The organism is Streptomyces sp. PA03-3a, assembly GCF_033792735.1.
Lineage (GTDB): Bacteria > Actinomycetota > Actinomycetes > Streptomycetales > Streptomycetaceae > Actinacidiphila.
The window spans coordinates 18,265-44,435 of record NZ_JARAVM010000047.1; the positions used below are offsets into that span (position 1 = coordinate 18,265).

The 26,171-nt window shown below is 74.1% G+C and carries 27 protein-coding genes; 7 read left to right on the top strand and 20 right to left on the bottom strand.

The features are described 5' to 3' along the window. Nucleotides 1–111 precede the first annotated feature (111 nt). Entirely contained in the window at nt 112–858 is a 747-nt protein-coding gene (locus PV342_RS36355; protein ID WP_500320442.1) for an SDR family oxidoreductase, read from the bottom strand. Nucleotides 859–1,108: 250 nt separating this feature from the next. Here PV342_RS36355 and PV342_RS36360 point away from each other — a divergent pair, with 250 nt between their 5' ends. Then, nucleotides 1,109–1,873: a GntR family transcriptional regulator gene (locus PV342_RS36360; protein WP_018561657.1), complete on the top strand. Its 765-nt coding sequence runs from the start codon at nt 1,109–1,111 to the stop codon at nt 1,871–1,873. Between the two features lie 28 nt (nt 1,874–1,901). Here PV342_RS36360 and PV342_RS36365 read toward each other — a convergent pair whose 3' ends face one another. Together PV342_RS36365 and PV342_RS36370 are read right to left on the bottom strand one after the other, a co-directional pair. Beyond that, nucleotides 1,902–3,524, bottom strand: a complete 1,623-nt coding sequence (locus PV342_RS36365; RefSeq protein WP_400806417.1) for an alpha/beta hydrolase — start codon at nt 3,522–3,524, stop codon at nt 1,902–1,904. A 196-nt stretch (nt 3,525–3,720) separates the two neighbouring features. Beyond that, the gene (locus PV342_RS36370) at nt 3,721–4,878 is read right to left on the bottom strand and encodes an ROK family transcriptional regulator (protein WP_400806419.1); all 1,158 of its coding nucleotides are present in this window, start codon (nt 4,876–4,878) and stop codon (nt 3,721–3,723) included. A gap of 128 nt (nt 4,879–5,006) precedes the next feature. On the opposite strand from PV342_RS36370, the gene PV342_RS36375 reads away from it, so the two are divergent. Further along, nucleotides 5,007–5,453, top strand: a complete 447-nt coding sequence (locus PV342_RS36375; protein ID WP_400806420.1) for a hypothetical protein — start codon at nt 5,007–5,009, stop codon at nt 5,451–5,453. Between the two features lie 146 nt (nt 5,454–5,599). On the opposite strand, the gene mug is transcribed toward PV342_RS36375, so the two are convergent. The 9 genes from mug to PV342_RS36420 form a co-directional block, all read right to left on the bottom strand. After that, the gene (gene mug / locus PV342_RS36380) at nt 5,600–6,088 is read right to left on the bottom strand and encodes a G/U mismatch-specific DNA glycosylase (RefSeq protein WP_400806423.1); all 489 of its coding nucleotides are present in this window, start codon (nt 6,086–6,088) and stop codon (nt 5,600–5,602) included. Nucleotides 6,089–6,156: 68 nt separating this feature from the next. Continuing rightward, a complete protein-coding gene (gene purB, locus PV342_RS36385) occupies nt 6,157–7,590 on the bottom strand; it encodes an adenylosuccinate lyase (protein WP_386991927.1) in 1,434 nt (477 codons plus the stop codon). A 209-nt stretch (nt 7,591–7,799) separates the two neighbouring features. Continuing rightward, nucleotides 7,800–8,570 carry an SGNH/GDSL hydrolase family protein gene (locus PV342_RS36390; RefSeq protein WP_361007504.1) on the bottom strand — a complete coding sequence of 257 codons (771 nt, stop codon included), beginning with the start codon at nt 8,568–8,570 and terminating at the stop codon, nt 7,800–7,802. A 37-nt stretch (nt 8,571–8,607) separates the two neighbouring features. Next, nucleotides 8,608–9,633, bottom strand: coding sequence for a hemolysin family protein (locus tag PV342_RS36395; protein WP_400806427.1), 1,026 nt, complete (start codon nt 9,631–9,633; stop codon nt 8,608–8,610). Further along, a complete protein-coding gene (locus PV342_RS36400) occupies nt 9,630–10,997 on the bottom strand; it encodes a hemolysin family protein (RefSeq protein ID WP_400806429.1) in 1,368 nt (455 codons plus the stop codon). Before PV342_RS36400 ends, PV342_RS36395 begins: the two co-directional genes overlap by 4 nt. A gap of 179 nt (nt 10,998–11,176) precedes the next feature. Next, entirely contained in the window at nt 11,177–11,608 is a 432-nt protein-coding gene (locus PV342_RS36405) for a GNAT family N-acetyltransferase (protein WP_386991932.1), read from the bottom strand. Nucleotides 11,609–11,650: 42 nt separating this feature from the next. Further along, nucleotides 11,651–12,601 (bottom strand): TIGR03621 family F420-dependent LLM class oxidoreductase, encoded by a 951-nt coding sequence (locus tag PV342_RS36410; RefSeq protein WP_500320446.1) that lies wholly within the window; start codon nt 12,599–12,601, stop codon nt 11,651–11,653. Between the two features lie 58 nt (nt 12,602–12,659). Next, a complete protein-coding gene (locus PV342_RS36415) occupies nt 12,660–15,227 on the bottom strand; it encodes an ABC transporter permease (RefSeq protein ID WP_500320448.1) in 2,568 nt (855 codons plus the stop codon). 9 nt (nt 15,228–15,236) lie between these two features. Continuing rightward, nucleotides 15,237–16,022: an ABC transporter ATP-binding protein gene (locus PV342_RS36420; RefSeq protein ID WP_386991937.1), complete on the bottom strand. Its 786-nt coding sequence runs from the start codon at nt 16,020–16,022 to the stop codon at nt 15,237–15,239. Nucleotides 16,023–16,263: 241 nt separating this feature from the next. Between PV342_RS36420 and PV342_RS36425 the strand changes: the two genes are divergently transcribed. The 3 genes from PV342_RS36425 (at nt 16,264) to PV342_RS36435 (ending at nt 17,609) form a co-directional block, all read left to right on the top strand. Continuing rightward, nucleotides 16,264–16,875 carry a hypothetical protein gene (locus PV342_RS36425; RefSeq protein ID WP_500320449.1) on the top strand — a complete coding sequence of 204 codons (612 nt, stop codon included), beginning with the start codon at nt 16,264–16,266 and terminating at the stop codon, nt 16,873–16,875. A 138-nt stretch (nt 16,876–17,013) separates the two neighbouring features. Next, entirely contained in the window at nt 17,014–17,241 is a 228-nt protein-coding gene (locus PV342_RS36430; protein WP_089224654.1) for a toxin-antitoxin system HicB family antitoxin, read from the top strand. Beyond that, entirely contained in the window at nt 17,238–17,609 is a 372-nt protein-coding gene (locus tag PV342_RS36435; RefSeq protein ID WP_400806442.1) for a fic family toxin-antitoxin system, toxin component, read from the top strand. Before PV342_RS36430 ends, PV342_RS36435 begins: the two co-directional genes overlap by 4 nt. Nucleotides 17,610–17,612: 3 nt before the next feature. On the opposite strand, the gene PV342_RS36440 is transcribed toward PV342_RS36435, so the two are convergent. The 6 genes from PV342_RS36440 to bioB all read right to left on the bottom strand — a co-directional run bounded on the left by PV342_RS36440 (nt 17,613) and on the right by bioB (nt 23,029). Further along, entirely contained in the window at nt 17,613–18,209 is a 597-nt protein-coding gene (locus tag PV342_RS36440; RefSeq protein WP_400806445.1) for a DUF4865 family protein, read from the bottom strand. A gap of 40 nt (nt 18,210–18,249) precedes the next feature. Next, entirely contained in the window at nt 18,250–18,813 is a 564-nt protein-coding gene (locus tag PV342_RS36445; protein ID WP_500320450.1) for a TetR/AcrR family transcriptional regulator, read from the bottom strand. 61 nt (nt 18,814–18,874) lie between these two features. Beyond that, complete coding sequence (locus PV342_RS36450) at nt 18,875–19,552, bottom strand: class I SAM-dependent methyltransferase (RefSeq protein ID WP_500320451.1); 678 nt, start codon at nt 19,550–19,552, stop codon at nt 18,875–18,877. Between the two features lie 210 nt (nt 19,553–19,762). Beyond that, nucleotides 19,763–20,494 (bottom strand): dethiobiotin synthase, encoded by a 732-nt coding sequence (gene bioD / locus PV342_RS36455; RefSeq protein WP_329189361.1) that lies wholly within the window; start codon nt 20,492–20,494, stop codon nt 19,763–19,765. Then, nucleotides 20,491–21,783: an adenosylmethionine--8-amino-7-oxononanoate transaminase gene (locus PV342_RS36460; protein WP_500320454.1), complete on the bottom strand. Its 1,293-nt coding sequence runs from the start codon at nt 21,781–21,783 to the stop codon at nt 20,491–20,493. Before PV342_RS36460 ends, bioD begins: the two co-directional genes overlap by 4 nt. Next, the gene (gene bioB, locus PV342_RS36465) at nt 21,776–23,029 is read right to left on the bottom strand and encodes a biotin synthase BioB (protein WP_500320455.1); all 1,254 of its coding nucleotides are present in this window, start codon (nt 23,027–23,029) and stop codon (nt 21,776–21,778) included. Before bioB ends, PV342_RS36460 begins: the two co-directional genes overlap by 8 nt. Before the next feature lie 149 nt (nt 23,030–23,178). On the opposite strand from bioB, the gene PV342_RS36470 reads away from it, so the two are divergent. Next, nucleotides 23,179–24,327: an 8-amino-7-oxononanoate synthase gene (locus tag PV342_RS36470; protein WP_500320457.1), complete on the top strand. Its 1,149-nt coding sequence runs from the start codon at nt 23,179–23,181 to the stop codon at nt 24,325–24,327. 2 nt (nt 24,328–24,329) lie between these two features. On the opposite strand, the gene PV342_RS36475 is transcribed toward PV342_RS36470, so the two are convergent. Next, complete coding sequence (locus PV342_RS36475; RefSeq protein ID WP_375816636.1) at nt 24,330–24,581, bottom strand: DUF397 domain-containing protein; 252 nt, start codon at nt 24,579–24,581, stop codon at nt 24,330–24,332. Nucleotides 24,582–24,595: 14 nt separating this feature from the next. Continuing rightward, complete coding sequence (locus PV342_RS36480; protein WP_400806460.1) at nt 24,596–25,447, bottom strand: helix-turn-helix domain-containing protein; 852 nt, start codon at nt 25,445–25,447, stop codon at nt 24,596–24,598. A gap of 287 nt (nt 25,448–25,734) precedes the next feature. Between PV342_RS36480 and PV342_RS36485 the strand changes: the two genes are divergently transcribed. After that, nucleotides 25,735–26,169, top strand: a complete 435-nt coding sequence (locus PV342_RS36485) for an ATP-binding protein (RefSeq protein ID WP_329189366.1) — start codon at nt 25,735–25,737, stop codon at nt 26,167–26,169. The last annotated feature ends 2 nt before the right edge of the window (nt 26,170–26,171 follow it).

Here is a 26,171-nt window from a genome sequence, read left to right on the forward strand (position 1 = left end):
GTCCTCGTCGGGGCTACTCGGACGATGCGACAACGCAGCGTGGGGGCACCTCCCGGCGTCAGCTGGGGGAGTATCGTGCCAGGCGTCGCTGAGCAGGTTTGACGACGCGGCCTAGAGGCCGCCGGAGACGCGCAGCACCGCGCCCGTGGTGTACGACGCGTCCGGCGACATCAGCCACGCCACCGCGCCGGCGACCTCGTCGGGCTCTCCGGGCCGCCGCATGGGCACGCGGTCCGGGTTGCGCCAGGGCCGTTCGGGGTCGCCCATGGCGGCGTGGATGTCGGTCACGATCATGCCGGGCTGCACGGAGTTGACGCGTACGCCGTCCGGCGCCAGCTCCTTGGCGAGGCCCACGGTCAGGGCGTCGACCGCGGCCTTGCTGGCGGCGTAGTGCACGTACTCCCCGGGGCCGCCGAGGGTCGCGGCGCCGGAGGAGATGTTGACGATGGCGCCGCCCCGGCCGCCGTGCCGGGTGGACATCTCCAGCGCCGCGCGCCGGGCGCACAGGATCGCGCCCATCACGTTGACGTCGATCACCCGGCGCATGACCTCGACCGGGGTCTCGGTGAACCGCCCCAGCGGCCCGGTGACGCCGGCGTTGTTGACCAGGCCCGTGACCGAGCCGAGCCGCTCGGCCACCGTGTCGAAGAGCGCGTCCACCTGCGCGGCGTCGCTGGTGTCGACACGCACCACGACGCAGCGGGCGCCGGTGTCCCGCACCTTGCGGGCGGTGTCCTCGGCGGCGTCGGCGTCCTTCTCGTAGCCGATGCCGACGGCGTGCCCCTCCCGGGCCAGCCGCAGGGCGACCGCCGCGCCGATGCCGCGGCCGCCTCCGGTGACCACCGTGACCGGACCCATGGCAGCTCCCCTCGCTCGACGTGATCACCAACGCTACCAGCGGACGAACGGCGCACGACGGGCGCGAACACCTCGTGAACGGTGCGCGGTCCTGCCGTCCGTACACGGCCGGGCCCCTGAGCATTGGTCTTGACCAACTCGGAGGGCGGCTCTATCGTCGCCTGGTAGTGCAAGAACCTTTAATAAAGAGCCGTTCGGAAACAAGGCTGAACAAACCCCGGACGGCGTCAGCCGGATTGCGGAGGACAGGGTGGGGACCACGCAGCTCGAGAACGTGCCGGAGCCCAAGTACTGGCACCTCAAGACCGTCCTCATCGACGCGCTCGACTCCGAGTTCGAGGTCGGTGAGATCCTCCCCAACGAGCGTGATCTCGCCGCCCGTTTCGGTGTCGCCCGGGCGACGCTGCGCCAGGCGCTGGAGCAGCTGGAGCTCGAGGGCCGCCTGCAGCGCCGCCGCGGCGTCGGCACCACGGTCGCCCCGCCGCGCGTGGGCGTCTCCGTCGGCCCGTCGAGGGGCAGCTGGCCCGGCGCGACCGGTGACGCCTGGCGCACCGTGGGCTGCGTCGAGGCCGCCGCCCCGGCCGCCGTCGCGGACGTGCTCGGCACCGACACCGACGAGGCGGTGCACACCGTCCGCCGGGTCCGCTCGATGGGCGGCCAGTCCGTCGCCACCGAGCTGCTCTACGTCCCCCGGTCCTCCGTTCCCGGCCTTCCCCGCGACCTGACTCCGGCCGGCCACGCCCCCGCCGTCCTGCGGGAGTTGCACGCCGTCGAACTCGACGGCGACGACCGGGCCGTGGAGCTGGGCTCGGCCCGCGCCGAGGACGCCAAGCAGCTCGACCGGCTGCCCGGCGCCCCCGTGCTGGTCGTCACCACCCGCTACTTCAGTGGCGGACGCGTCGCGGCCGTGGCCGTCGCCACCTACCGCGCCGACACCTGCCGGCTGACCTTCGGCGACAGCGGCGCGATGGAGATCACCCACCACGGCCAGGAGCGGCACGCGGCCGCGTCGTGACCCCCGCGCCCTCGCCCGTTCCGTCCGGTCAGTAGAAGCGGCCCGTGTTGGCGTCCTTGGCGCCGCCGCTGCCGGACGGCACGGGCAGCGGGTGCCCGGAGCAGCTGACGTCCCGGTCACCGGCGGCGCCGGACACCAGGTAGCGGTCGACGCGTGCGGTGACGCACTCGTTCCAGAAGCTGATCAGGCCGTGCGAGCCCCGTCCCGCCTCGGTGATCATCCGTGAACCCGGCAGCCTGCGGTGCAGCTCGACCGCTCCTTCGTACGGGGTGGCCGCGTCCCGTTCCGACTGGACGATCAGCACGGGCGGCAGCCCCGATCCGGGGCGGGCCCCGACGTCCACCGCCCGCCCGCCCTCGACCGGCCACGAGGCGCAGGGCAGGTTGAGCCAGGCGTTCGCCCAGGTCTCGAAGGGGTGCTGCCGCGCGACCCGTGAGTTGTCGCGGTCCCACACGTTCCAGTCGCGCGGCCACGCCGCGTCCGAGCACTCCACCGCCAGGTAGACCGCCTCGCTGTTCTCCTCGTCCTTCGCCGCCCCGGGGTCGGGGGCGGCCGCGGCGGTCAGCGGGTCGTCGTCCCCGCGCAGGTAGCGCGAGAGCAGATGGGCGAAGGAGACCCAGCGCTGGTCGTAGTACGCGGCCTGCACCGCCGCCGAGTGCAGTTCCCCGGCCCCCGCCTTGCCGGCGGGGCGCTTGCCGAGCATCCGCATCGCCCGGTCGAAGCTCGCCTGCACACGGCCGGGCGTGCTGCCGAGGCCGTACACGGCGTCGTGCCCGGCGACCCAGGCGCGCCAGTCCGCCCAGCGGCGCTCGAAGGCCACGTCCTGGGCGAGGTTGGCGCCGTACCAGACGCCGCTCGGGTCGGGGTTGACGACGCTGTCCACGACCATGCGGCGCACGTGCGAGGGGAAGAGGGTGGCGTACACCGCGCCCAGGTAGGTGCCGTAGGAGACGCCGTAGTAGTTGAGACGCGGCTCGCCGAGGGCGGCGCGGATGACGTCGAGGTCCCGCGCCAGGTCCGCGGTGCGCATGTTCCGCAGCAGCGCGCCGCCCCGCGCTCCGCAGCTCTCCGCCTTGCGCCGGGCTTCCGCGCGCTTGGCGGCCTTCACCGCGGCGGTGGCCGGGCGCGGATCGGCGGTGGGGGCGTGCCGGGTGGCCGCCGGGTCCGGGCAGGACAGCGGCGCGGAGTGGCCCACCCCGCGCGGGTCGAAGCCGACCAGGTCGTACGTCCTGGCCGCGGTCTCCCAGACCTTGCGGGTGACCGCCCCCGCCCCGGACCGGCCCACCGAGGGGAACCAGAGCCCCGACGCACCGGGACCGCCCGGGTTGAACACCAGGGAGCCCTGCCGGACGGAGGCGGGCCCGGCGGCGCGCAGGCGGCTCACGAGCAGGCCGATCTTCGCGCCGCCCGGTTCCGCGTAGTCCACGGGGACCTGGACCGTGCCGCACTGCACGGGCGCCTTGAGCCCGCTGTCCGAGGGGCACGCCCCGAAGCCGATCCCGGCGGCCCCGGCCGCCCGGGCCGCCACCGAGGCACCCGCCATCCGCACCTGCTCGGCGACCACGGGCTCCGGGAAGTGCGCGGCGGCCGGGGCGGTCGCCGCGCCGGCCGTCAGCACCACGGACACTGCCAGGACCACTGCTCGCCGCACGCGGACGCCCTTTCGCCGGCCGCGCCCGCCGGCGCGGCACGCTCGCCGATGCGACGGATCGTCGGCTGGTCGGACAACCCGGCAAAGCAGGCAGGCCGACGGGCCGTGGAATTTCGCCCGTATTGCCCTGGCCGGGTCCGGTGGTTCCGCCGTCCCGGGCTCCGCCGCTTCCGTCCGCGCTCGCGCCGCGCGCGGCTCAGCGGCCGAGCAGCGAGGTCCGGGCCACCGCGAACAGCTGCTCCTCGACGTGGTCGAGCGCGAGCCGCAGCGCCCCCGTGGCGACCGCCTCGTGCCCCAGCGCCGAGAGCGCCACCTCCGGGGGCCGCAGGCAGTAGCGCGCCAACTCGGTGCGCAGCGGCTCCAGTACGCCGTCCAGTCCGGCCGCCCAGCCGCCGATCACCACCAGCTCCGGGTCGATCGCCAGCACCAGCGCCGCCACGTCGTGCACCAGGCGCTGCAGGAACCGGTCGAAGGCCTCCCGCGCCTGGACGTCCCCCGACCTGGCGAGCGCGAAGACCTCGGCCACCGCGGACTCGTCCAGCGGGTGCAGCGGCGTGCCCGTCGTGGACAGCAGCCGCTCCGGCCGCGCCTCACGGCCCAGCAGGTGCAGCGCCCCGATCTCGCCCGCGGCCCCGCCGAAGCCGCGGTGCAGCCGGCCCCCGATCAGCGACCCGGCCCCGGGGCTGAGGCCCGCCAGGACGAACACCACGTCGTCGGTGCCGACGGCCGCGCCCTTCCAGTGCTCGGCGACGGCGGCGGCGTTCGCGTCGTTCTCCACCAGCACGGGGCAGCGGAACGACCGGCGCAACCGCTCGCCCAGCGGCAGCCCCGTCCAGCCTGGCAGTGCCGTGCTCAGCCGCACCGCGCCGTCGGTCTCCACGATCCCCGGGCTGCCCACACCGACCGCCCACAGGGTGCTGCGGGCCACGCCGGCCTTGCGCAGCAACTCGGCGACGGTGCCGCGGACCCGTTCCAGGCGCTCGTCGGCGGGCAGCGCGTCGGCGACGTCGTGCGCCAGCGACCCGAGGACCCGGCCGCTCAGGTCCGAGAGCAGCGCCCGGATCTGCCGGGCCCCGATCTCGACGCCCAGCAGGTGCCCCGCCTCCGCGTGGAAGCGGAACCTGCGCGCCGGACGGCCCTGTCTGCGGGCGTCACCGGGCTCCTGCGGCACCTCCACCACCAGGCCCGACTCCGCCAGGCCCTCGATCACGCCCTCGACGGTCGGCCGCGAAAGCCCCGTCGTCTGCACCAGTTCGGTCAGGCTCACGGCGGACTCGCCGCGCAGCGCATGGAGCACCACCGCGGAGTTGATCCGCCGGAGCAGGGACGGGTCCCCGCCGGTGAGCCGCCCCAACGTACGTCCTCCCTGCTCGCGCGCGTGTTGGCCGGATCGTACCCGTCCCGGCGGCCCGCGGCGAGTGGCACCGGCACAGGGTTACTGACTCGATGTCAAGTGTCACAGGCGCGGGGTTTACTGGAGTCATGGACCTGCCCGGCCATGTGGCCACCGTCGACGCGCTGCGCGCCCGCCCCTTCCCGGCGCGCGAAGAGCGCTCCGGCGCGGTCGAAAGCGGCCCCGGCTACCACATAGCGGACCTCCGGATCAGCGAGGACTTCGGGGACGCCGACCGTGACCCGGCGGACAGACGGCAGGCCGAGGACGACACGGAAGCCGAGTGCCAGGCGCTGGTCGAGGTGTTCACCGAACGCTGGGGCGCCCCGGAGACGGTGGACCTCGCCGCCCACCTCGAACGTCTCGTCGAGGGGGAGCCGGTGCCGCGCCCGCTCAGCACCCTGTGCACCTACGCCCACGAGGCGTGGGCCTGGCGCGTCGACGGCCGCTGGGTCGGTGTGTGCGTCGGGCAGTGGGACCGGGAACTGCCCCTCCAGCTCGTCGCCGCCGTCGGCGACGCCGCGGCCGTGCCCTGACCACGTCGCACCCCTCGACGCCCCCCGCGCGCCCAAGCCGCGGCCTCGAACAGTAGTCACGGCGACCGAGCGGCCTCACCGAACGCGTCGGCGCCGAGGGCCGTCGGAGGTTCGCAGGTCATCCGGGACCGAGCGCCCTCGCCGCGTCAATCCTGCGACGCGTCGCGCAGGCGACCGAATTCCTCCGTCATGGCCTGGGTCGACCAACCGGCGTTCAGGCCGCTGGGGTTGGGCAGGACCCAGATCCGGGTGCCGCCGATCGTGCGTTCCTGGGGGCCGATGCGGGCGCGGGGCTCGGCGAAGGCGACGCGGTAGGCGGTGACGCCCACGACGGCCAGCCAGCGCGGCTCGTACCGGAGCACCCGCTCCGTCAGCAGCCGCCCGCCCTCGAGGAGTTCGTCGCGGGTGAGTTCGTCGGCGCGGGCCGAAGCGCGGGCGACGACGTTGGTGATCCCGAGCCCGGAGGCGAGGAGTTCGCCCTGTTCGGCCGGGTCGAGCCGGCGCGGGGTGAACCCGCTGGCGTGCAGCACGGGCCAGAAGCGGTTGCCCGGGCGGGCGAAGTGGTGACCGGTAGCGGCCGACATCAGCCCGGGGTTGATGCCGCAGAACAGCACCCGCAGGCCGTCCGCGATCACGTCGGGGATGACGCGGTCGCGGGCGGCCTCCAGCTCGTCCTGGGTGGGGCGGGTCCGCCTGACCGTGGTCAGAGGATGGCCCCGGGGGTGTAGGCGGCCGCCTGCGGGTACCGGCCGGCGACCTCGGCGATGCGGCGTACGACCTCGGCGACCTGGTCCGCGGCCGCGCCGGTGAAGGAGAGGCGGTCGGCCATGAGCGCGTCCAGCCCGCCGCGGTCGAGGGGGATGCGCTCGTCCTCGGCGAGCCGGTCCAGCAGCTCGTTGCGCTCGGCGCCCTTCTCGCGCATCGCGAGCGCGGAGGCGACCGCGTGCTCCTTGATGACCTCGTGCGCGAGCTCGCGGCCGACGCCGGCCCGCACGGCGCCCATGAGGACCTTCGTCGTGGCGAGGAACGGCAGGTAGCGGTCGAGCTCGCGGGCGATGACGGCCGGGAAGGCGCCGAACTCGTCGAGCACCGTCAGGAAGGTCTCCAGCAGGCCGTCGAAGGCGAAGAACGCGTCCGGCAGGGCCACCCGGCGCACCACGGAGCAGGAGACGTCGCCCTCGTTCCACTGGTCGCCGGCCAGCTCGCCCACCATGGAGGCGTAGCCGCGCAGGATGACCGCCAGGCCGTTGACGCGCTCGCAGGAGCGGGTGTTCATCTTGTGCGGCATGGCGGAGGAGCCGACCTGGCCGGGCTTGAAGCCCTCGGTGACCAGCTCGTGCCCGGCCATCAGGCGGATCGTCTTGGCGAGCGACGACGGCGCGGCGGCCAGCTGCACCAGCGCGGTGACGGCGTCGTAGTCCAGCGAGCGCGGGTAGACCTGGCCGACGGAGGTGAAGACCTCGGAGAAGCCGAGGTGCGCCGCGATCCGGCGCTCCAGCTCGGCGAGCTTGCCGGCGTCGCCGCCGAGCAGGTCGAGCATGTCCTGCGCGGTGCCGACCGGGCCCTTGATGCCGCGCAGCGGGTAGCGGCCGAGGAGGTCCTCGACGCGGGCGAAGGCGACGAGCAGTTCGTCGGCGGTGGTCGCGAACCGCTTGCCGAGGGTCGTGGTCTGGGCGGCCACGTTGTGCGAACGGCCGGCCATGACCAGCTCGGCGTACTCGGCGGCGAGCGTGCCGAGCCGGGACAGGACGGCGACGGTGCGGTCGCGCACATGCTCCAGGGAGAGCCGGATCTGCAGCTGCTCGACGTTCTCGGTGAGGTCGCGCGAGGTCATGCCCTTGTGGACGTGCTCGTGCCCGGCGAGGGCGTTGAACTCCTCGATGCGCGCCTTGACGTCGTGCCGGGTGACCTTCTCCCGCTCGGCGATCGACGCGAGGTCGACCTGCTCCAGCACGCGCTCGTAGTCCGCGAGGGCCTGGTCCGGCACCTCGATCCCGAGGTCCTTCTGGGCCCGCAGCACGGCCAGCCACAGACGGCGCTCCAGCACCACCTTCTGCTCGGGGGACCACAGGGTGGCGAGTTCCGCGGAGGCGTAGCGGCCGGCCAGTACGTTGGGGATGCGGGGCTTGGAAGTCACGTAGCGAAAGTTTACCCGCCGTCCATGGCGGTCGCCGCCGTCCTATACGTCCGAGAATGCCCAGGTCAGAGGCTCCGGGACGCTGATCTGCTGCGGTACGCCCGGGCGCCGGTCACGGCCTGAGCCGTTCACGTGGGCGGGTGGGTGCGGGTTCGCCTCGCACCCACCCAGGCGGGCGCGAGACGGCGGGACAGCCAGACGGCCCGCGCTCAGAGCTCGTACGGCACGAGCTCCGCGCGCTTGGGCGGCAGGCCGTCGCCGGAGGAGCGGCCGGTGAGGCGGCGGCCGATCCACGGGACGAGGTGCTGGCGGGTGAAGCGCAGGTCGGCCGCGCGGCGGGCCGGCCATGACAGGGGGAGGGAGTCGGGCAGGGCCTCGGTCCAGTCGAACTGCGCGGTGTGCCCGAGGGTCTGCCAGACCGCCTCGGTGACCCGGCGGTGGCCCTCGCCGTCGAGGTGCAGCCGGTCCTCGGCCCACAGGCGCGGGTCGCCCAGTACATGGGCGCCGTACAGGTCCACCACGAGCGCGCCGTGCCGGGCGGCCAGGTCGTCGACGAAGCCGTACAGCTCCTCCATGCGGGGCAGGAACCGCGTCGCCACCGGGCCCCGGCGGGCCGGGCTGCGCATCAGCACCAGCTGCCTGCACGACGGCGCCAGCCGTTCCACGGCCTCCTCCAGCAGCGCGCACACCCTGGGCACGTCGCACTTGGGCCGCAGTACGTCGTTGAGCCCGCCCACCAGGGTGATCAGGTCGGCGTCCATGGAGGCCGCGGTCTCGACCTGTTCGTCGACGATCTGCTGGATGAGCTTGCCGCGTACCGCCAGGTTGGCGTAGCGGAAGCCCGGCGCGTGGGCGGCGAGCCGTCCGGCGAGGAGGTCGGCCCAGCCCCGGTAGGAGCCGTCGGGGAGCGCGTCGGACATGCCTTCGGTGAAGGAGTCGCCGAGCGCGACGAAGCTGGTGTGGGTGGCGTTCATCTGCATGGCGGGCGAGATCCTACCGGCCCCGCGGAGCGCCGTTTCAGGCGGCCGGTGCGTGGCCCACGAGCTCCTTCAGCACGTCCTCCATGGTCACCAGACCGAGCCCGCGGCCCTGGTCGTCGACGACCGCCGCCAGGTGCGCGCCGCTGGCCCGCATCGCCGCCAGGACGTCGTCCAGCGGAGTGGCCGCGCCGACCCGGGTGATCCGGCGCAGCGCGCCGCGCGGGAAGGGCTGGTCGTGGCGGCTGGGGCCGAGCGCGAGGGCGTCCTTCACATGGAGGTAGCCGAGGATGCGGCAGGTGTCGTCGGTGACGGGGAATCGCGAGAAGCCTGACCGGGCGGCCAGGCGCTCCAGCCCCGCCGGGGTCGTCCCGAAGCGCGCGGAGACCACGCGCTCCCAGGGGACGACGACCGCGCGGACCGGACGGCGGCCCAGTTCCAGGGCGTCCTGCAGGCGGATCGCGGCCCGCTCGTCCAGCAGCCCGGCCTGACCGGCGTCGGTCACCATCCGGGCCAGCTCGTCGTCCGAGAACACCGCCGCGACCTCGTCCTTCGGCTCGACCCTCAGCAGCTTCAGCAGCCCGTTCGCGAAGGCGTTCACCGTGAAGATGACCGGGCGCAGCGCCCGCGCCAGGGTGACCAGCGGGGGGCCGAGGACCAGCGCCGTGCGCTCCGGCGCGGCGAGCGCGATGTTCTTCGGGACCATCTCGCCGAACAGCATGTGCGCGTACGTGGCCAGGGTCAGCGCGATCGCGAAGGACAGGGCGTGGATCGCGCCCTGCGGCACGTGCAGCAGGTGGAAGAGCGGCGTCAGCAGGTGCTCGATGGCCGGTTCCGCCACGATGCCCAGCACCAGCGTGCACAGCGTGATGCCCAGCTGGGCGGCGGCCATCAGCGGCGACAGGTGCTGCAGCCCCCACAGGACGTGGCGCGCGCCGCGCTCCCCGGCCTCCGCGCGGGGCTCGATCTGGCTGCGCCGGACGGAGATCATCGCGAACTCGGCGCCGACGAAGAAGGCGTTCGCGACCAGGGTCAGCGCGCCGATGAACAACTGCAGGAAGATCATCGCGCGCCCGCCGTCCCGTCGTCCGCGCCCTGCGTCCGCGCGAGCCCGTTCTGCCCGCGGGGCGCCGGGGAGATCAGCCGTACGTGCGCCGCGCGGTGGTGCGAGTCGTCGGTGACCTCGACCATCCAGCCGTTGACCTCGACGGTGTCGCCGGTCGCGGGGATACGCCCGAGCCGCTCGGCGACCAGGCCGGCGAGCGTCTCGTAGGGGCCGTCCCCGATCCGCAGGCCGATGTGCGCGAGCTGGTCCGTCCGTATGGCCCCGTCGGCGTCGTAGACGCGGCGGCCGGTGCGGTCCTGGTGGCTGAAGGCCAGGTCGGGGGTCTCCATCGGGTCGTGCTCGTCACGGACCTCGCCGACGACCTCCTCCACGATGTCCTCCAGGGTGACGACCCCCGCCGTGCCGCCGTACTCGTCGATGACGACGGCCATGCTCATCGAGCCGGACAGCCGGTCCAGCAGCCGGTCCACGGTGAGCGACTCGGGGACCGGCACCGGCTCCCGCAGCAGCGGGGTGATCGGGTGGCCCTCCCGGCGCTCGTACGGCACGGCCAGGACGTCCTTGATGTGGATGATGCCGATGACGTTGTCCAGGCCGCCGCGGTGGACGGGGAAGCGGGACAGCCCCGTGGCGCGGGTGATGTCGGCGACGTCCCGGCAGGTGGCGCCCTCCTCCAGGGCGACGACCTGGACGCGGGGGGTCATCACGTTCTCGGCGGTCAGCCGGGCCAGGCTCAGTGTCCGTACGAACAGCTCGGCGGTGTCGGCCTCCAGCGCGCCCGCGCGGGCGGAGTGCCGGGCGAGGGCGACCAGCTCCTCGGGGCTGCGCGCCGAGGCCAGCTCCTCGGCGGGTTCCATGCCCAGGCGGCGCAGGACACGGTTGGCGGTGTTGTTCAGGTGGCGGATCAGCGGGCCGAAGGCGGCGGTGAAGACCGTCTGCGGCGGGGCGACGGCCTTGGCCACCGGCAGCGGGCGGGAGATCGCCCAGTTCTTGGGGACGAGCTCGCCCACCACCATGAGCACCACCGTCGAGATGCCGGTGCCCAGCACCAGGCCCAGTGACGCGGCCCCGGCGGCCGACATCCCCAGCGCGCGCAGCGGTCCCGCCAGCAGTTCGGCGATGGAGGCCTGCGCCAGCATGCCGATGACCAGTCCGGTGACGGTGATGCCGAGCTGGGCGCCGGACAGCTGCACCGTCAGGCTGCGCACGGCCCGCAGCGCCGCCGGGGCGCCGCGCTCGCCCGCCTGCTCGGCCCGTTCCAGGTCGGTGCGCTCGACCGTGGTCAGGGAGAACTCCGCGGCGACGAAGACGGCGCAGGCCAGGGTCAGCAGCAGGGCGACGGCCAGGAGCAGCACTTCGGTCATCGGGACACCTCGGTCCCATGATCGGTCAGGCCGGGGCGGAGCGCGCGCCGCGGGCGTGGGGACCCGGGACGCGGCGGACTCGCGGGGTCGTCCATACGCCCATCGTAGGAAGCGCGGGCACAACGGACAGCCCGGGGACACCGCGGCCGGGGGGTCGCGCCCCGGGCCCGGACGGCGCGCTACGAGCTCTGCTCGAACGGCTTGGTCCAGCGGCGCCAGTGGTGCTCGGGCGCGTAGCCCGCCGAGCGCCAGGCGTGGTGGGCACGCTCGTTGCGCTCCAGCACCATGGCGTCGCCGCGCCGGCCGCCCAGCGCGGTGAAGCGCTCCTCGGCCGCCGCCAGCAGGGCCCGGGCGACGCCCTGCCGCCGTCGCTCGGGGTGGACCGCCAGCCGGTACAGGTGGCAGCGCCAGCCGTCGAAGCCCGCGATGACCGTGCCGACCAGCACACCGCCGGCCTCCGCGAGCAGCAGGGCGCCGGGGTCGCGTGCGATCAGCCGTGCGACGCCGTCCGGGTCGTCGCTGATGCTGGTGCCCTCGGCGGCCGTCCGCCAGAAATCCAGCACCCGTCCGGCGTCGGCCGGTACCGCGCTGCGAATCCCGAGATGGTCCATGCGGGTCAGCCAAGCAGCCCGCGGGCCCGGGCGGCGAGCGATTTACGAGGCGCCGTGCGCTTCCCCCGGTTCGCCGCGCCGCAGCTCCGCGATCACGGGGGCGAAGGCCTCCATCGCGGGTTCCAGCACGGTGACGTAGCCGAAGCCGAAGCGCTCCCGGCCCCGCCGCAGCTGCTCCGCGATCTCGGTGACCGTGCCGACGAGGAGCGTCGGCAGGTCGAGCAGTTCCTCCTCGTCGAGGTGCGGCGCGTGCGGGGCGAGCTCCCGGACCGCCGCCGCGCGGTCCCCGGTGACCACGACCCGCTGGACGAGGACGTTGAAGTCGGGGTCGGTGCCGTACTCCGTGGCGAAGCCGCGCGCGGCCGCCACCCGCTCCTCCACGGCCGCGGCGGACAGCAGCCGCAGCTCGCCGTCGTCCGTTAAGGGGTCGGCCTCCGCGCCGGTGAAGGCGACGACGGCGGCGTGCCGTGCCGCCAGGCGCAGCATGCGGGGGCCGTTCCCGCCCATGAGTAGTGGGGGCAGCGGGGGCAACGGCACGCCCGTGCCGTCCCGGCCGTCCTCGCCGTCCTCGCCGTCCTCGCCGTCCGGTCCCGGGAACAGCCCGGTCAGTGCCTCGACGGTGCGTTCCAGGTGGTCGACCCGGTCGCGGGCGGTGCCGTAGGGCAGGCCCGCGCGTTCGAACTCCGCGCGTACGTAGCCCGCGCCGAGACCCAGCTCCAGCCGGCCGCCGGTGAGCCGGACGGTGGTGGCGACCTCGCGGGCCAGCAGGACGGGGTTCCAGAACGCCGCGTTGAGGACGAAGGTCCCCAGCACCGGCCGCCGCGTGGCGTGCGCCGCCGCGACCAGCGACGGGAAGGGAGCGGGCCAGTCCAGGTGGTCCGGCACCTGCAGCACGTCGTAGCCGAGTTCCTCCACCCGCCGGCACTTGTGCTGCCACGCCTCGCCCCGCGCGGGCTCCAGAAGGTTCACCCCGAACCGGAACCGCCGTGCCATGACCGCCTCCTCGTCGCGACCCGCCTCCGGTCGACGGCCTTCCCCGCCCCCGGGAGGCTCACTCGTGGGCGATCGCGGCCAGGACGTTCATCCGCGAGGCGCGCAGGGCCGGCAGCAGCGCGGCGACCAGGCCCACCACCACGGAACCGGCCATGACCGCGCCCACCGTGGTCCAGGGAACGGCGAACGCCCGCATGCCCTCGAGGGCGAGCACCTCGTGTGTCACCACACCCCAGACCAGCCCCAGGGCGAGTCCCAGCACCGCGCCGAAGAGCGCGATCACCACGGACTCCAGCCTGATCATCCGGCGCAGTTGCAGCCGCGACAGGCCGATCGCCCGCAGCAGCCCGATCTCCCGGGTGCGCTCGATGACCGACAGGGCGAGGGTGTTGACGACGCCCAGCACGGCGATGATGATCGCCAGCCCGAGCAGCGCGTACACCAGGTTCAGCAGCACGGAGATCTGGGTGCGCACCAGCTCCTTGTAGTCGGCCTGGTCGCGGACCTCGATCTGCGGATAGGGCGTGAGTGCCCGCTCCAGGTTCGCCCGCAGCGTCGGCTTGTCCGTGCCGGGCGCGGCGTTCACGTACAGCGCGGCGTGCTGGCCGCCGGGGAGGAACCGCTCGGCGGTGGCGAGCCCCATGGTCAGGGTCGCGTCGTCGCCCAGCAGAGTGCTCTGGCTGGTGGTCAGCGCGCGCAGGGTGAACGTCGCCGAGCGGCCGTCGACGAAGCGCACGGGGACGCGGCTGCCGACGCGCAGACCGTGGTGGGCGGCGTACGTCGCGGAGAGCGAGAGGCTGTCGCGGGCCAGGGCGCGCGCCGTGTCGCCCGCGGCGTAGTCGAGGTTGAGGGCCCGGTCCGCCCCGGGGCCGATGGCCGTCCCGGTCAGCTTGGCCGCACGGCCGCCGGGCAGCGTCATCAGGACGGAGACGTACCGCACCGGCGTCACCTCCCCGGCGCCGCGCACCTTGCGCACCCGCTCGGTGATCTCCGGGGTGAACGGCGCGAAGTGGGTGCCCTGCACGACGTAGTCCGCGCCCAGCGCCCGGTCGATCTCCTGGTCGAAGGAGCTCGCCATGGACGAGCCGGCGATGGACATGCCGGTGACCAGGGCCAGCCCGATCATCAGCGCGCCGGCCGTCGCGCCCGTACGGCGCGGGTTGCGCAGCGCGTTGCGCTGGCTCATCCGGCCCACCGGCCCGAAGACGCGGGGGAACGCCCCGCCCAGCACCCGGATCACCGGGCGCACCAGCAGCGGCCCCACGACCACCGCCGCGATCAGCGACAGCCCGATGCCGGCCCCCAGGAACGTCGCGGCGTCACCGGTGCTCCCGGCCACCGCCGCCCCGGTGAGCGCCCCCGCGGCCACCAGCGTGGCGACCGCGCCGCCCACCGCACGCGACCGCAGGTTCCGCCCGGCACCGGCGACCTCGGTGTCGGACAGCGCGGCCATGGGGGAGACCCGCGACGCCCGCCGCGCCGGCAGGTAGGCCGCGACCAGCGTCACGAGCAGGCCGACGGCGAACGCCGCCACCGGCACGCGCGCGCGGATGACCATCTCGGCTGCGTCGAAGTTCATCCCGAACACTCCGAGCAGCTGGAACAGGCCCGTCGCGAGCCCGACTCCGCAGACCAGACCCGTGGCAGAGCCCACCACCCCGAGCAGCAGCGCCTCCACCAGCACCGACCGCCGCACCTGCCCGCGGTCCGCCCCGAGCGCCCGCAGCAGGCCGAGCTCCCGGGTGCGCTGGGCGATCAGCATCGAGTAGGTGTTGACGATCAGGAAGACCCCGACCAGGACAGCGACCCCGGCGAAGCCCAGCATCACGTACTTGATCACGTCCAGGAAGGTGGCCAGGCTCTCCACCGCCGACTTCGCCTGCTCCGCCTGGGTCGTGTACGTGTAGCCCGGACCGAGCGCGGCGGAGATCCGCTTCTTCAGCACGTCGTCCGGGACTCCGGGAGCGGCGTCGGCCTGCACCGACGTCGCGACACCGGTCCGCCCCAGCAGCCGCGTCTGCGAGGTGGGGGTGTCGACGAACAGCAGGGCGGCGCCCGGATTGGTGGTGGTGAAGGTGGCGATGCCGACGAGGCGGACCGGGAACGCGCCCGGCTGCGCCAGCACCCGCAGCCGGTCGCCGATCCCGAGGTCACGCTTCGCGGCGGTGTCGGCGTCGATCAGCGCCTCGTCGGGGCCGTGCGGCGCGTGACCGCTGGTGAGCCGGACGGGACTGCGCGGATTGCCCGACCAGTCGGTGGCCACCGTGAGGGCCCCGGTGGTCGGTTCCACCGGCCGGCCCTCCGCGTCGACGACGGTGGTGTTGTGCACGGTGACGTCGATCCGCGCGTCCGCGACGCCCGGTACCGCCTTCACCCGGTCCAGCAGGGACGCCGGCAGGGTGCGCACCTGTCCTGAGGCGAACTGCTGGTCGTCGGCGAAGGCCTCCGGGGGACCCACCGTCACATCGGCGGACGTGGAGGCGAACAGGCGGTCGAAGGTGCGGTTGACGGTGTCGGAGAAGATCATGCTGCCGGTGACGAACGCGACCGACAGCAGGACGGCGAGCGCGCTGAGCAGCAGCCGGCCCTTGTGGGCCAGGAAGCTGCGCAGCGTCGCCCGGAGCATCGCCGGTGCCTAGCCCGGCTTCCGCAGCGGGTCGAACCGCTTGAGCCGTTCCAGGACGCCGTCCGCGGTCGGTTCGTGCATCTCGTCGACGATCCGTCCGTCGCCCAGGAAGAGCACCAGGTCCGACCAGGCCGCCGCGCCGGGGTCGTGGGTCACCATCACCACGGTCTGGCCGAGCGCGTCCACGGCCTCGCGCAGGAAACCCAGCACCTCCGCGCCCGCCTGCGAGTCGAGGTTGCCGGTCGGCTCGTCCGCGAAGATCAGCTGCGGGCGGGAGGCGAGGGCGCGGGCGCACGCCACGCGCTGCTGCTGCCCGCCCGACAACTGCGACGGACGGTGCCCCAGCCGGTCGCGCAGACCCAGCGTGTCGATCACCCGGTCCACCCACTCCCCGTCGGGCCTGCGGCCGGCGATGTCCATCGGCAGCGTGATGTTCTCGGCGGCCGTGAGCGTCGGCAGCAGGTTGAACGCCTGGAAGACGAAGCCGACCTGGTCACGGCGGAGCCGGGTCAGTTCGCGTTCCGCCAGACGGGTGATCTCGGTCTCGCCGATCCAGACCTGCCCCGAGGTGACCGAGTCCAGCCCCGCCAGGCAGTGCATCAGGGTGGACTTCCCCGACCCCGAGGGCCCCATCACGGCCGTGAAGCGGCCGCGGGCGATCTCCACGTCCACCGCGTCCAGCGCCACCACCCGGGTCTCGCCCGTCCCGTACGACTTCGTCAGCGCCGTCGCCCGCGCGGCGGGTTCCGCTCCCGCCTCGATGCCCTCTGTGTCCGCTGCCGTCCATGTCGACACGTCTGCCCCCCAGGATGAGGAAGTGCGCACTTGTCCGTATGCGACCCGAGCGTAGGTCGTCGGGTGCGGCGCCGCATCGTCCCCGAGGGTGAGCGCCGGGGCGCGCGGGCGGCCGCCGCGCGACCGCGCGTTCGTCCGGCCGAAACCGTCCGGCCGTCCCGGTACGTCTGTAGATGCACCCGCGCGGGCGCCGTGCGGCCGGGACGGGGACGAGGACAGGTACCGAGGGGGGACCGAATCGATGGTGCACACACGCGGCCGGACCGGGTCCGGCGACCGCAGGCGCAGGCGGGCCCTGGCGGGGGTGCCCGTGGCGGCGCTGCTGCTCCTGGCGGCGCTCCAGGGGTGCCAGGAACCGGCGGCCGGCGACGCCGGCGGCAAGCCGTCCGCGACCGCGCCGGGAGGCGCGGGCGCGGAGGGGCCGCCCGCGGCGTCCCCGGGCCGGCCGTCCGCGTCACCGACGGGCGGGGCGGGCGGGGCGGGCGGAACGGCCGGCGACCCATGTGCCCTGGTGACGCGGGCCGAGGCGGAGCGCCTCGCGGGTACGGCCCTGGGGCCCGGTCGGGACCTGGAGGGGACCTGCACCTACGTCGCGCCGGCGTCCGGCCCGACGGCCCAGGTCGAGGTCTTCGCGGGGGAGCCGGGAAAGAACTACTACGACGCCGAGCGCGGGCTCGGCCACGAACTGAAGCCGCTCGAAGGCATCGGCGACGAGGCCTGGCTGGAGGACGGGTCGGTGTTCCTCAGGGCGTCCGGGCAGTGGGTCGCGATCCGGCTGGTCCGCAACGAGGAACCGTCCCGGTTCGACAGGCCGCTCGAGGAACTGGCGCGCACGGTGGCGGGCCGCCTCTGAGCAGGCGCTCCCCGTGCGCCTGGCGCACCCCCTACGCCCCGGAGCCCGCTCCGGCTCCGGGGCGCACGGGGCGCCGGGGGCGGATGCGCCCCCGGCGGCCGCTTGTCACTGCTAGTGCGTCGGCGCTAGCTTGACGGTATGGCCAAGACGCAGTTGAACGTGCGGGTGGACGAGACCACCGCCGCGGCAGCCCGGGAGCGGGCCGCGCAGCGGGGCGTCAGCGTCAACCGGTACATCGAGGAGCTCGTCCGGAAGGACGCCGGTGAGCGGGGCCGCAGCTTCGTCGAGGCCGCCGCCGACTTCATGGAGCGCTACGAGTCCGTCTTCGCCGAGGAGTTCGGAGCAGAGCGCGAAGGCCGCCGTTGACCCTGCGGATCGACCTCGCGTGGCTGCTCATGGTCGCCGAGCACAACACCCCCGGTGACCCGCAGGTGACCGACTGGGGCGCCCTCGTCGCCGCGGTCAGCCGCCACCAGGCGGAGATATTCGGCACGGCCGTCTACGCCGACCCCCACGAGCGGGCCGCGTGCCTGCTGCAGCTGCTGGTCCACGTTCCGGCCCTGGAACGCTCCAACGCGCTCTTCGCCTCCGCGGTCGCCTACGCCTACCTGGTGGCCGGCGGCCTGAAGGTCGCCACCTCCCCCGAGCGGGTGCGCGACCTGGCCCGGCTGGTCAAGAGCGGCACCGCCGACGTGCACGAGATCGCCGACGAACTGCGCTCCTGGTGCGTCTGAGCGCTACGGCCACTGGCGGCCGACCGGCACCTCGTGCAGGTGCGGGGCCGACAGGTGCAGCACCTCGTAGCGGTCCGGATCGGTGACGCCGGCCGGCGGTGTCCGCTCCCAGAGCGTGAAGAGGACGGTCTCCCAGTGGCGCGGGTCCACGCCCAGCACGGCCGTGTGGACGCCCGCCGTGGCGGCGCGCTCCTCCCAGGCCTCCAGTGCCCCGGCCACCGGCCCGCGCGGGTCCGCCCCGGCGGGCATCCGCTGCCGCAGCCGGCTCGCCGCGGCCGGAGCGGCGCCGAAGGCGGGCCCCGGACGGTGGGCGACGCCCGTCCAGTGGCTGACGTCCGGGCGCCCGAAGTCCGCGACGATGCCGCCGAAGCCGCCCCCGCCCCACAGGAAGCGGTTCATGCCGCCGGTGTCGTCCCAGAGGTAGAACGGCGCGTACTCGTTGACCGGGGAGTCGTCCGTACCGCGCTCACGGATCAGATAGGCCTTGAAACCCAGGCCCTCGTAGGCGTCCGTGAGCCGGCCCCGGCCGGCGACCCGGTCCCGGATGACCTTCATGTCGTAGTCGGCGGGCAGCGTGATCCCGTACTGCATCGCGTACATGCGTCCCCCTGGGGTGTGGTGGCCCTGGGCCGGGGCCCGTTCAGGCCCGCTGCGTCAGCAGCGCCAGCGCGCCGCTGACGGCATGGTCGAAGGGCGCGGCGCTGCCGGCCGCCCGGGCGAGCACGTAGCCGCCCTGGAGCACGGCCACGAGCGCGGCCGCGATGTCGCCGGTGTCGAGGCCGGGCGCGATCTCGTCGCGCGCCTGGCCCTCGGCGAGCACGTCCGCCAGCCGCCCGCGCAGCCACTCGAAGGTCTCGTCGAGCGGCGCCCGCAGCTGCGGGCTCGTCACGACCTCCGGGTCCTGGGTGAGCCGTCCGATCGGGCAGCCCCGCAGCACGTCGCGTTCGCGGCGCAGATAGCGGGAGACCCGCTCGACCGCCGTGCCCGGAAGGGCGAGTTCGCGCTCGGCGGTCTCCCGCATCTGCTCGGCGGTACGGCGGACGGCGGCGAGCGCGAGTTCCGGCTTGCCGGAGAAGTGGTGGTACATGCTGCCCTGGCCGACGCCCGAGCGCTGCTGGATGGCCTTCGGGCTGGTGCCGACGTAGCCGCGCTCCCAGAGCAGTTCGCGGGTGCTCTCGATCAGGCGGTTGGGCGTCGTCTCCATGGCAGCAGTGTACATACCGGTAGGTACAGAGAGTTCCAGGCCGTGGTGCTCGACCGGGTGCTCAGCCGGGGCGCCGCACGGTGGCCAGGATGTGCGGGGAGCTCGGCAGGGGCAGCGTGAGGCCCTTGCCGCGCTCCGGGACGTGGAAGCGGCGCAGTTCCAGCACGTCGAAACCGGCCGCCTCGGCCGCGGCGAGCGTGTCCCGCCCCGTCCGGCAGCCGCCGAACAGCAGCGGCCACAGGGTGCGGTCCGCCACCCACTGCAGCGCCGCGTGCCCGCGGCCCTCGGCCCGGCAGTGCTCCAGCAGCCGCAGCTCCCCGCCCGGGCGCAGCACCCGGTGCAGCTCGGCCAGGGCGCGCTTCTGGTCGCGTACGGAGCACAGCACCAGCGACGCGACCGCCGCGTCGAAGGCCTCGCTCTTGACCGGCAGCGCCTCGGCGACACCGGGCACGACGTCCACCGGCACCTCGGCGTGCTGCGCGGCGTCCACGGCCAGCCGGCGCAGATGCCGCTCCGGCTCGATCGCCACCACCTCGGCGACGGTGCGCGGATAGTGGCAGAAGTTCAGCCCTGAGCCCGCGCCGATCTCGATGACCCGGCCGGTGAGTCCGGCGAGCGCGGTCTCCCGGTGCGCGGCGAAGCCCGCGCGGGCGTCCATCACCGGACCGCAGCGGGCGTAGAAGCGGGCGAACAGCGGGTGATGGACCGGTTCACGCGTCACGCCGGTACGGCTCCTCATGGCCGGACCTCCTTCGCCTCGGCACCCCTCCCTCCGATTCTGCCGCTCCGGAGCCCGGCCCAAGCCTCCTCGTACCGGGGCGAATTCGGCGTGTCGCGCGCCGTCCGCGCGCCGTACGCGCGCCGCCGCCCCCGGGCGCGTCCGTACGGGGACGCCCGGGGGCGGTCGAGGCGGGGTCGGAGCGGGGTCGGGCGCGGGCGCCGACGAGGCTCAGGCCAGGGCGGCGGGTGCCCAGTAGGAGGTGAAGGCGGCCGCGTCCCACACGCCGCCGATGCGCGGCGAGAGCCAGCCGGGTGCCGCCTCACGGAAGGCGGCGGGGTCGAGGGCGGCCGCGCCGGCGGGCAGGGCGCCCAGGAGCGGGGCGACGGTGACCTCGGGAAGGTCGGCGAGGTTGCAGCGGGCGGCCAGGTCCGCGTCCTCCGGCCAGCTGCCGATGACGAAGCCCGCGCACTTCAGGTCCCGCGCCTTGAGGGCCTCCGCGGTCAGCGCGGCGCTGTTCAGCGCGCCGAGTCCCGCCGGGGTGACCACGAGCACAGGCGCCGAGAGCATCCGCGCCGCGTCCGCCAGCGTCGAGCCCACCTCGTCGAGGCGGACGAGCAGCCCGCCCGCGCCTTCGACGAGGACGATGTCGTGCACCGCCGCCAGCTTCGCCGCCGCCTCCGCGATGTCGGCCGGGCCCACCGGGGCGGCACCGGAGCGCCGCGCGGCCGTGGCGGGCGCCAGCGGCTCGGGGTACCGGGCCAGTTCGACGCTGGTGACCTCGGGCCCGGCGAGCCGGGTGACCTCGGCGGCGTCGCCCGGCTCGCCGGGGCCCACCCCGGTCTGCGCGGGCTTGAGGTACGCGACGCTGTACTGGCTGAACAGCGCGGTCGCCGCGATCGCCGCCGTGGTCACCGTCTTGCCGATCTCCGTGCCCGTGCCGGTCACGAACAACACCGTCATGCCGCCTCCGCCGCCGCGCGCACCGCCGCGCAGATGCGCGCGATGTCCTCGTCCCCCGTGACGTACGGGGGCATCGTGTAGATCAAGTCCCGGAACGGGCGCAACCATACCCCGCTGCGGACGGCGGCCCGCGTCGCGGTGGCGAGGTCGACCTGGTGGTCGAGCTGGACGACGCCGATCGCGCCCAGCACCCGCACGTCCCGCACCCCCGGGATGCCTGCGGCGGGCGCGAGCCCCTCGCGCAGACCGGCCTCGATCCGCTTGACCTCCTGCGCCCAGTCCTGGCCGAGCAGCAGGTCGAGGGAGGCGCAGGCGACGGCCGCGGCCAGCGGGTTGCCCATGAAGGTCGGCCCGTGGGCGAGCACCGGCACCTCGCCCCGGGAGATCCCGTCGGCGACGCGCGGGGTGCACAAGGTGGCGGCCATCGTCAGGTAGCCGCCCGTCAGGGCCTTGCCGAGGCACATCACGTCCGGACAGACCTCGGCCTGCTCGGCGGCGAACAGCGTCCCGGTGCGCCCGAAGCCGGTGGCGATCTCGTCGAACACCAGCAGCACGTCGTGCTCGTCGCACGCCTCGCGGAGCACCCGCAGGTAGTCGGGGGAGTGGAAGGCCATGCCGCCCGCGCCCTGCACGACGGGCTCCACCACGACCGCGGCGAGCTCGTGCGCGTGAGCGGCGATCGTCTCCCGCAGGTGGTCCGCGTACGCCTCCTCGTAGGCGGCCGGCGGCGCGTCCGCGAAGACCTGCCGGGGCAGGACGCCGGACCACAGCCCGTGCATGCCGCCCTCGGGGTCGCAGACGGACATCGGCTGCCAGGTGTCGCCGTGGTAGCCGCCGCGCCAGGTCATCAGCCGCTGCTTCTCCGGCCGCCCGAGCGAACGCCAGTACTGCAGGCACATCTTGACCGCGACCTCGACCGAGACCGAGCCGGAGTCGGCGAGGAAGACGTGCCGCAGCGGCTCGGGGGTGATCTCCACCAGGCGGGCGGCGAGCCGCACGGCCGGCTCGTGGGTGAGCCCGCCGAACATCACGTGGCTCATCCGGTCGAGCTGGCCGCGGGCCGCCTCGTTGAGCACCGGGTGGTTGTAGCCGTGGATCGCCGACCACCACGACGACATGCCGTCGACGAGGTCGGTCATCCCCTCGACGGGCTCGGCGAGCCGCAGCCGGACCCCGGCCGCGGACTCGACGACGAGCGGTTCCTGACGGCCCGGCATGGGCCCGTACGGATGCCAGACGTGCTCCCGGTCCAGTGCCAGCAGTTCGCCCGGGGTGAGCGGCTCAGGCATTGGGGGGCAGGTCCGTGCCGGCGCCGCGGCGGCGTACGGCCACCAGGTCGGTGCGGGCGGCACCCGCGGCCGAAGGCTGCGCGGCGTCACCGTGACCGGCGCCGTGACCGGCGCCGTGACCGGCGCCGTGACCCGTGCCTTGGGCGTGGCCGCCGCAGGGGCCGCAGCTGCCGCCCTCGCCGTGCGAGGCGCAGCCCGCGGAGCCCTGGGCACCGCAGCCCCCGGCCGCGGCCGCCGCGTCCACGCGGTGCACGGGCAGGGTCACCTCTCCGGCGCCCTCCACCTCGAAACCGGCGTCCGCGATCATGTCGAGGTCGGCCCTGCCGGCCTGGCCCTCACTGGTGAGGTAGTCGCCCAGGAAGATGGAGTTCGCCAGGTGCAGCGCGAGCGGCTGCATGGTCCGCAGGTGCACCTCCCGGCCGCCCGCGATGCGGACCTCCACATCGGGGCAGACGAACCGCACCATAGCCAGGATCCGCAGGCACTGCTGCGGGGTGAGGTTCCACTCCTTCGCCAGCGGGGTGCCCTCGAAGGGGATCAGGAAGTTCACCGGGACGGAGTCGGGGTCCAGCTCGCGGAGCGAGAAGACCACGTCGACCAGGTCCTCGTCGCTCTCGCCCATGCCCGCGATCAGTCCGGAGCAGGCCGACAGGCCCGCCGCCTGGGCCTGTTGCACCGTTTCGACCCGGTCTGCGTAGGTGTGGGTGGTGGTGATGTCCCCGTAGGTGGCCTCGGAGGTGTTGAGGTTGTGGTTGTACGCGTCGGCGCCCGCTCCGCGCAGCCGCTCGGCCTGTCCGTCGGAGAGGAGGCCCAGGCAGGCGCAGACCTCGACGTCCTCGTTCCGCTCCTTGATGGCCTCGATGGTCCTGGAGACCCGGTCCACGTCGCGGTCGGTGGGGCCGCGCCCGCTCGCCACCAGGCAGACCCGCTTGGCGCCGCCGGCGACCCCCGCCGCCGCGGCGGCCGCCGCCTCGTCGGGCTTCAGCCAGGTGTACTTGAGGATCCCGGCCTCCGAGCCGAGCCGCTGCGAACAGTACGAGCAGTCCTCGGGGCACAGTCCCGACTTCAGGTTGACCAGGTAGTTCAGCTTCACCCGGCGGCCGAACCACGCGCGGCGCACCTTGCCGGCCGCGGCCACCACGTCGAGGAGTTCGTCGTCGGAGGTCGCCAGCACGGCGAGCGCCTCCTCGCGGGTGGGCAGCTCGCGGCGCAGGCCCTTCTCCACCAAAGCATTGAGCAGTTCCATGCCGCGATCCTGACGCACGGCACGGGCCGCGGCCAATGTGACATCCCACAAGACCGCTCGCTCAGGGTGTGTGCATCACCACACCGTGCGAGGCGGTCCGGCACACTACGGTGCTGCCGAACCCTCCGAGCCGACCCCAGGGAACGACCATGACCCGCGACCCGTTCGACTGGATCGACGCGCACGCCGAACGGCGCCGCGCCGCCGGACTGGTGCGCACCCTGCGGCCCCGGCCCGCGCACTCGCCGCTGCTCGACCTCGCCTCCAACGACTACCTGGGGCTCGCCCACCACCCCGAGGTGACCCGCGCCGGTGCGGACGCCTGCCTGCGCTGGGGCGCCGGATCGACCGGTTCGCGGCTGGTCACCGGCAGCACCGAGCTGCACGCCGAACTGGAGGCCGAACTCGCCGCCTTCTGCGGCTTCGAGGCGGCGCTGGTCCTCGCCTCCGGCTACGCCGCCAACCTCGCCGCCGTCACCGCGCTCACCACCGAGCCGGGCACGCTCATCGTCTCCGACAGCGGCAACCACGCCTCGCTCATCGACGGCTGCCGGCTCTCCCGTGCCGGCACCGAGGTCGTGCCGCACGCCGATCCGGACGCCCTGCACAAGGCGCTCATCGGCCACGACGGGCCCGCCGTGGCCGTCACCGACTCGGTCTTCTCGGTGGACGGCGACGCCGCCCCGCTCCGCGCGCTGGCCGCCGTCTGCGGTGAGCACGGGGCCGCGCTGCTGGTGGACGACGCCCACGGACTCGGGGTGCTCGGCCCCGGGGGCCGGGGGGCGGCCGCCGAAGCGGGTCTGGCGGGCGCGCCCGGACTGGTGTGCACCGCCACCCTCTCCAAGTCCCTGGGCAGCCAGGGCGGCGTGGTGCTCGGCCCGGCCCGGGTCATCGAGCACCTGGTCAACGCCGCGCGGACGTTCATCTTCGACACGGGCCTCGCCCCGGCGGCGACGGGCGCGGCACTCGCCGCGCTGCGCCTGCTGGGGCGGGAGCCGGAGCGTGCCGTACGGGCCCGGGCGGTCGCCCGCGAGCTGTACGAGCGGCTGGCGGGGGCGGGGCTGGACGCCACCGCGCCGGACGCGTGCGTGGTGTCGGTGCGGGCGCCGTCGCCCGAGGCGGCGGTCGAATGGGCCGCGGCGTGCCGTGCGGCGGGTCTCGCGGTGGGGTGCTTCAGGCCACCGTCCGTGCCCGACGGGATCTCGCGGCTGCGGCTCACCGCGCGGGCGGATCTGACGGACCGGGAGATCGGCGACGCCGTGGGGACGATCGTCCGTACGGCGCCGCCGCGCCCCTGAGGTCAGGGGCGTTCGGTCAGGCTCCCCGTCGCCACGGCGGCGAGGAACTCCGCCCAGGCCGCCGGGGGGAAGAGCAGGGCGGGGCCGCGCACATCCTTGGAGTCGCGTACGGCGAGCTGTCCCGAGAGCGGCCCGTCCCCGATGAGGGCCGTCTCGACGCAGTTGTTCGCCGCCGTGCTGTAGCTGCTGCGTCGCCAATTCACACCGAAGAGGGACGCACTGGAGGTGACGTACTGAGGCAGAGCGTCGGACATGGGGGTGTGCCTCCTTACGCGCCTTTGCGGATAGCGGAGATGAAGGACAGCGACTGCTCACTCGACAGGGCGTGGGAGCGCAGCCGATTGAAGGCAGCACCGTACGCCCTGACGTCCTCGTGCTGATCCAGATAGAGACTACTCGTCAAATGGTCGAGAACAACCACGTCCAGATCAGCAATGCGCGGAAATGAGAAGATTACGAAAGGGCCGGTGACGCCTATATGCCCACCGGCCGAGAAAGGCAGCACCTGCAGATGCACATGAGGCAGTGAACCGAGATCCACAAGATGGCTCAATTGCGCCGCCATCACTCCGGGACCCCCCACGCTGCGGCGCAGCACCGCCTCGTCCAGCACCGCCCACAGCTCCAGCGGCGGTTCGGCGCGCAGCACCGCCTGGCGGGCCATCCGCACCTGCACCAGGGTCGCGATCTGCCGCGGACCGAGTTGCGGGAGGACGGAACGGGTGAGCTCGCGGGCGTAGTCCGGGGTCTGCAGCAGCCCGGGCACCACCGTCGTCTCCAGCGTCCGCGCACGGCAGGCGTCGGTCTCCAGGGAGATGAAGTCCCGGTAGGCGGAGGGGAGTTCCTCTCGGAACTCATGCCACCAGCCGCGCCGGTCGCCCTCGCCGGCGAGGGCGGCGAGCATCTCCCGCAGTCGCTGGTCGCGCACTCCGTACACGTCCAGCAGCGCCGTGACGTCCTCGGGGCGCACCCCGCTGCGGCCGGTCTCGATCCGGCTCACCTTGGACTGGTGCCATCCCAGGCGCTGGGCGGCCTCACCGCTCGTGAGCCCCGCCGTGTCGCGCAGACGGCGCAACTCCGAGCCGATCTTTCGGCGGCGTACCGCCGGCACCTGCTGCATGGTGTGTGCACCTCCCGGTTCCCGGCACCCTCGCCGGTCCCCGAGCGAAGTCTGCCGCGCAAATACGTTCTCTCGTAGCAGAGTTCACCGCTTTGGGCGACAGATATATGCATATAGCTGTGGTGACACCGGATTAAGGGCACGATGGGTGACACTCTGGCGCGTGAGTGCCGTACGGGGACGTGCCGCGCGGAAGGCGGGGCACGGCGCCTTCGGCCGTCGCGCGCGCGGCCACGGGCGCGGCGCGGCTGGCGTCCTGGTCACGGCGGGAAAGGGACAGCGTCGCCATGGCAGACCACCAGGAAGCATCCGTCACCCTGCCGAGCGACCCTGCCTCGGTCCCCGCGGTACGCCGCTACGTGAGCGAGCTGCTGGTGGAGTGGGGCATGCCCGAGGACTCGGACCCGGCCGACTCCGTGCGGCTCATCGTCTCCGAGCTCGCGACCAACGCGGTGCTGCACACGTTCGGCCAGTCGCCCACCTTCACCCTCGACGTGCAGCTGGACCGGGACGAACAACTTCGCATCGGGGTCACGGACAGTCACCCCCGGTGGCCCCAGCGGCTGCCCGCCGCCGTGCAGCAGGACAACGGCCGGGGCATGGTGATCATCCGTCATCTCACGGCGGAGGCGGGCGGCACGCTCCTGGTCACTCCGACCGCGGAGGGCGGCAAGACGGTGTGGATCCACCTGCCCTGGGCCACCGCCGCCGCCGTCGAGTGACC

What these genes read in the sequence shown, in the direction of transcription:
- PV342_RS36445 (WP_500320450.1), bottom strand. Translation starts at nt 18,813, where the DNA reads ATGGAGACGACGCCCAACCGCCTGATCGAGAGCACCCGCGAACTGCTC.
- PV342_RS36390 (WP_361007504.1), bottom strand. Translation starts at nt 8,570, where the DNA reads ATGCAGATGAACGCCACCCACACCAGCTTCGTCGCGCTCGGCGACTCC.
- bioB (WP_500320455.1), bottom strand. Translation starts at nt 23,029, where the DNA reads ATGGAACTGCTCAATGCTTTGGTGGAGAAGGGCCTGCGCCGCGAGCTG.
- PV342_RS36375 (WP_400806420.1), top strand. Translation starts at nt 5,007, where the DNA reads ATGGACCTGCCCGGCCATGTGGCCACCGTCGACGCGCTGCGCGCCCGC.
- PV342_RS36485 (WP_329189366.1), top strand. Translation starts at nt 25,735, where the DNA reads ATGGCAGACCACCAGGAAGCATCCGTCACCCTGCCGAGCGACCCTGCC.
- PV342_RS36355 (WP_500320442.1), bottom strand. Translation starts at nt 858, where the DNA reads ATGGGTCCGGTCACGGTGGTCACCGGAGGCGGCCGCGGCATCGGCGCG.
- PV342_RS36470 (WP_500320457.1), top strand. Translation starts at nt 23,179, where the DNA reads ATGACCCGCGACCCGTTCGACTGGATCGACGCGCACGCCGAACGGCGC.
- PV342_RS36400 (WP_400806429.1), bottom strand. Translation starts at nt 10,997, where the DNA reads ATGACCGAAGTGCTGCTCCTGGCCGTCGCCCTGCTGCTGACCCTGGCC.
- PV342_RS36460 (WP_500320454.1), bottom strand. Translation starts at nt 21,783, where the DNA reads ATGCCTGAGCCGCTCACCCCGGGCGAACTGCTGGCACTGGACCGGGAG.
- PV342_RS36415 (WP_500320448.1), bottom strand. Translation starts at nt 15,227, where the DNA reads ATGCTCCGGGCGACGCTGCGCAGCTTCCTGGCCCACAAGGGCCGGCTG.
- PV342_RS36480 (WP_400806460.1), bottom strand. Translation starts at nt 25,447, where the DNA reads ATGCAGCAGGTGCCGGCGGTACGCCGCCGAAAGATCGGCTCGGAGTTG.
- PV342_RS36410 (WP_500320446.1), bottom strand. Translation starts at nt 12,601, where the DNA reads ATGGCACGGCGGTTCCGGTTCGGGGTGAACCTTCTGGAGCCCGCGCGG.
- PV342_RS36425 (WP_500320449.1), top strand. Translation starts at nt 16,264, where the DNA reads ATGGTGCACACACGCGGCCGGACCGGGTCCGGCGACCGCAGGCGCAGG.
- PV342_RS36475 (WP_375816636.1), bottom strand. Translation starts at nt 24,581, where the DNA reads ATGTCCGACGCTCTGCCTCAGTACGTCACCTCCAGTGCGTCCCTCTTC.
- PV342_RS36430 (WP_089224654.1), top strand. Translation starts at nt 17,014, where the DNA reads ATGGCCAAGACGCAGTTGAACGTGCGGGTGGACGAGACCACCGCCGCG.
- PV342_RS36450 (WP_500320451.1), bottom strand. Translation starts at nt 19,552, where the DNA reads ATGAGGAGCCGTACCGGCGTGACGCGTGAACCGGTCCATCACCCGCTG.
- PV342_RS36440 (WP_400806445.1), bottom strand. Translation starts at nt 18,209, where the DNA reads ATGTACGCGATGCAGTACGGGATCACGCTGCCCGCCGACTACGACATG.
- bioD (WP_329189361.1), bottom strand. Translation starts at nt 20,494, where the DNA reads ATGACGGTGTTGTTCGTGACCGGCACGGGCACGGAGATCGGCAAGACG.
- PV342_RS36405 (WP_386991932.1), bottom strand. Translation starts at nt 11,608, where the DNA reads ATGGACCATCTCGGGATTCGCAGCGCGGTACCGGCCGACGCCGGACGG.
- PV342_RS36395 (WP_400806427.1), bottom strand. Translation starts at nt 9,633, where the DNA reads ATGATCTTCCTGCAGTTGTTCATCGGCGCGCTGACCCTGGTCGCGAAC.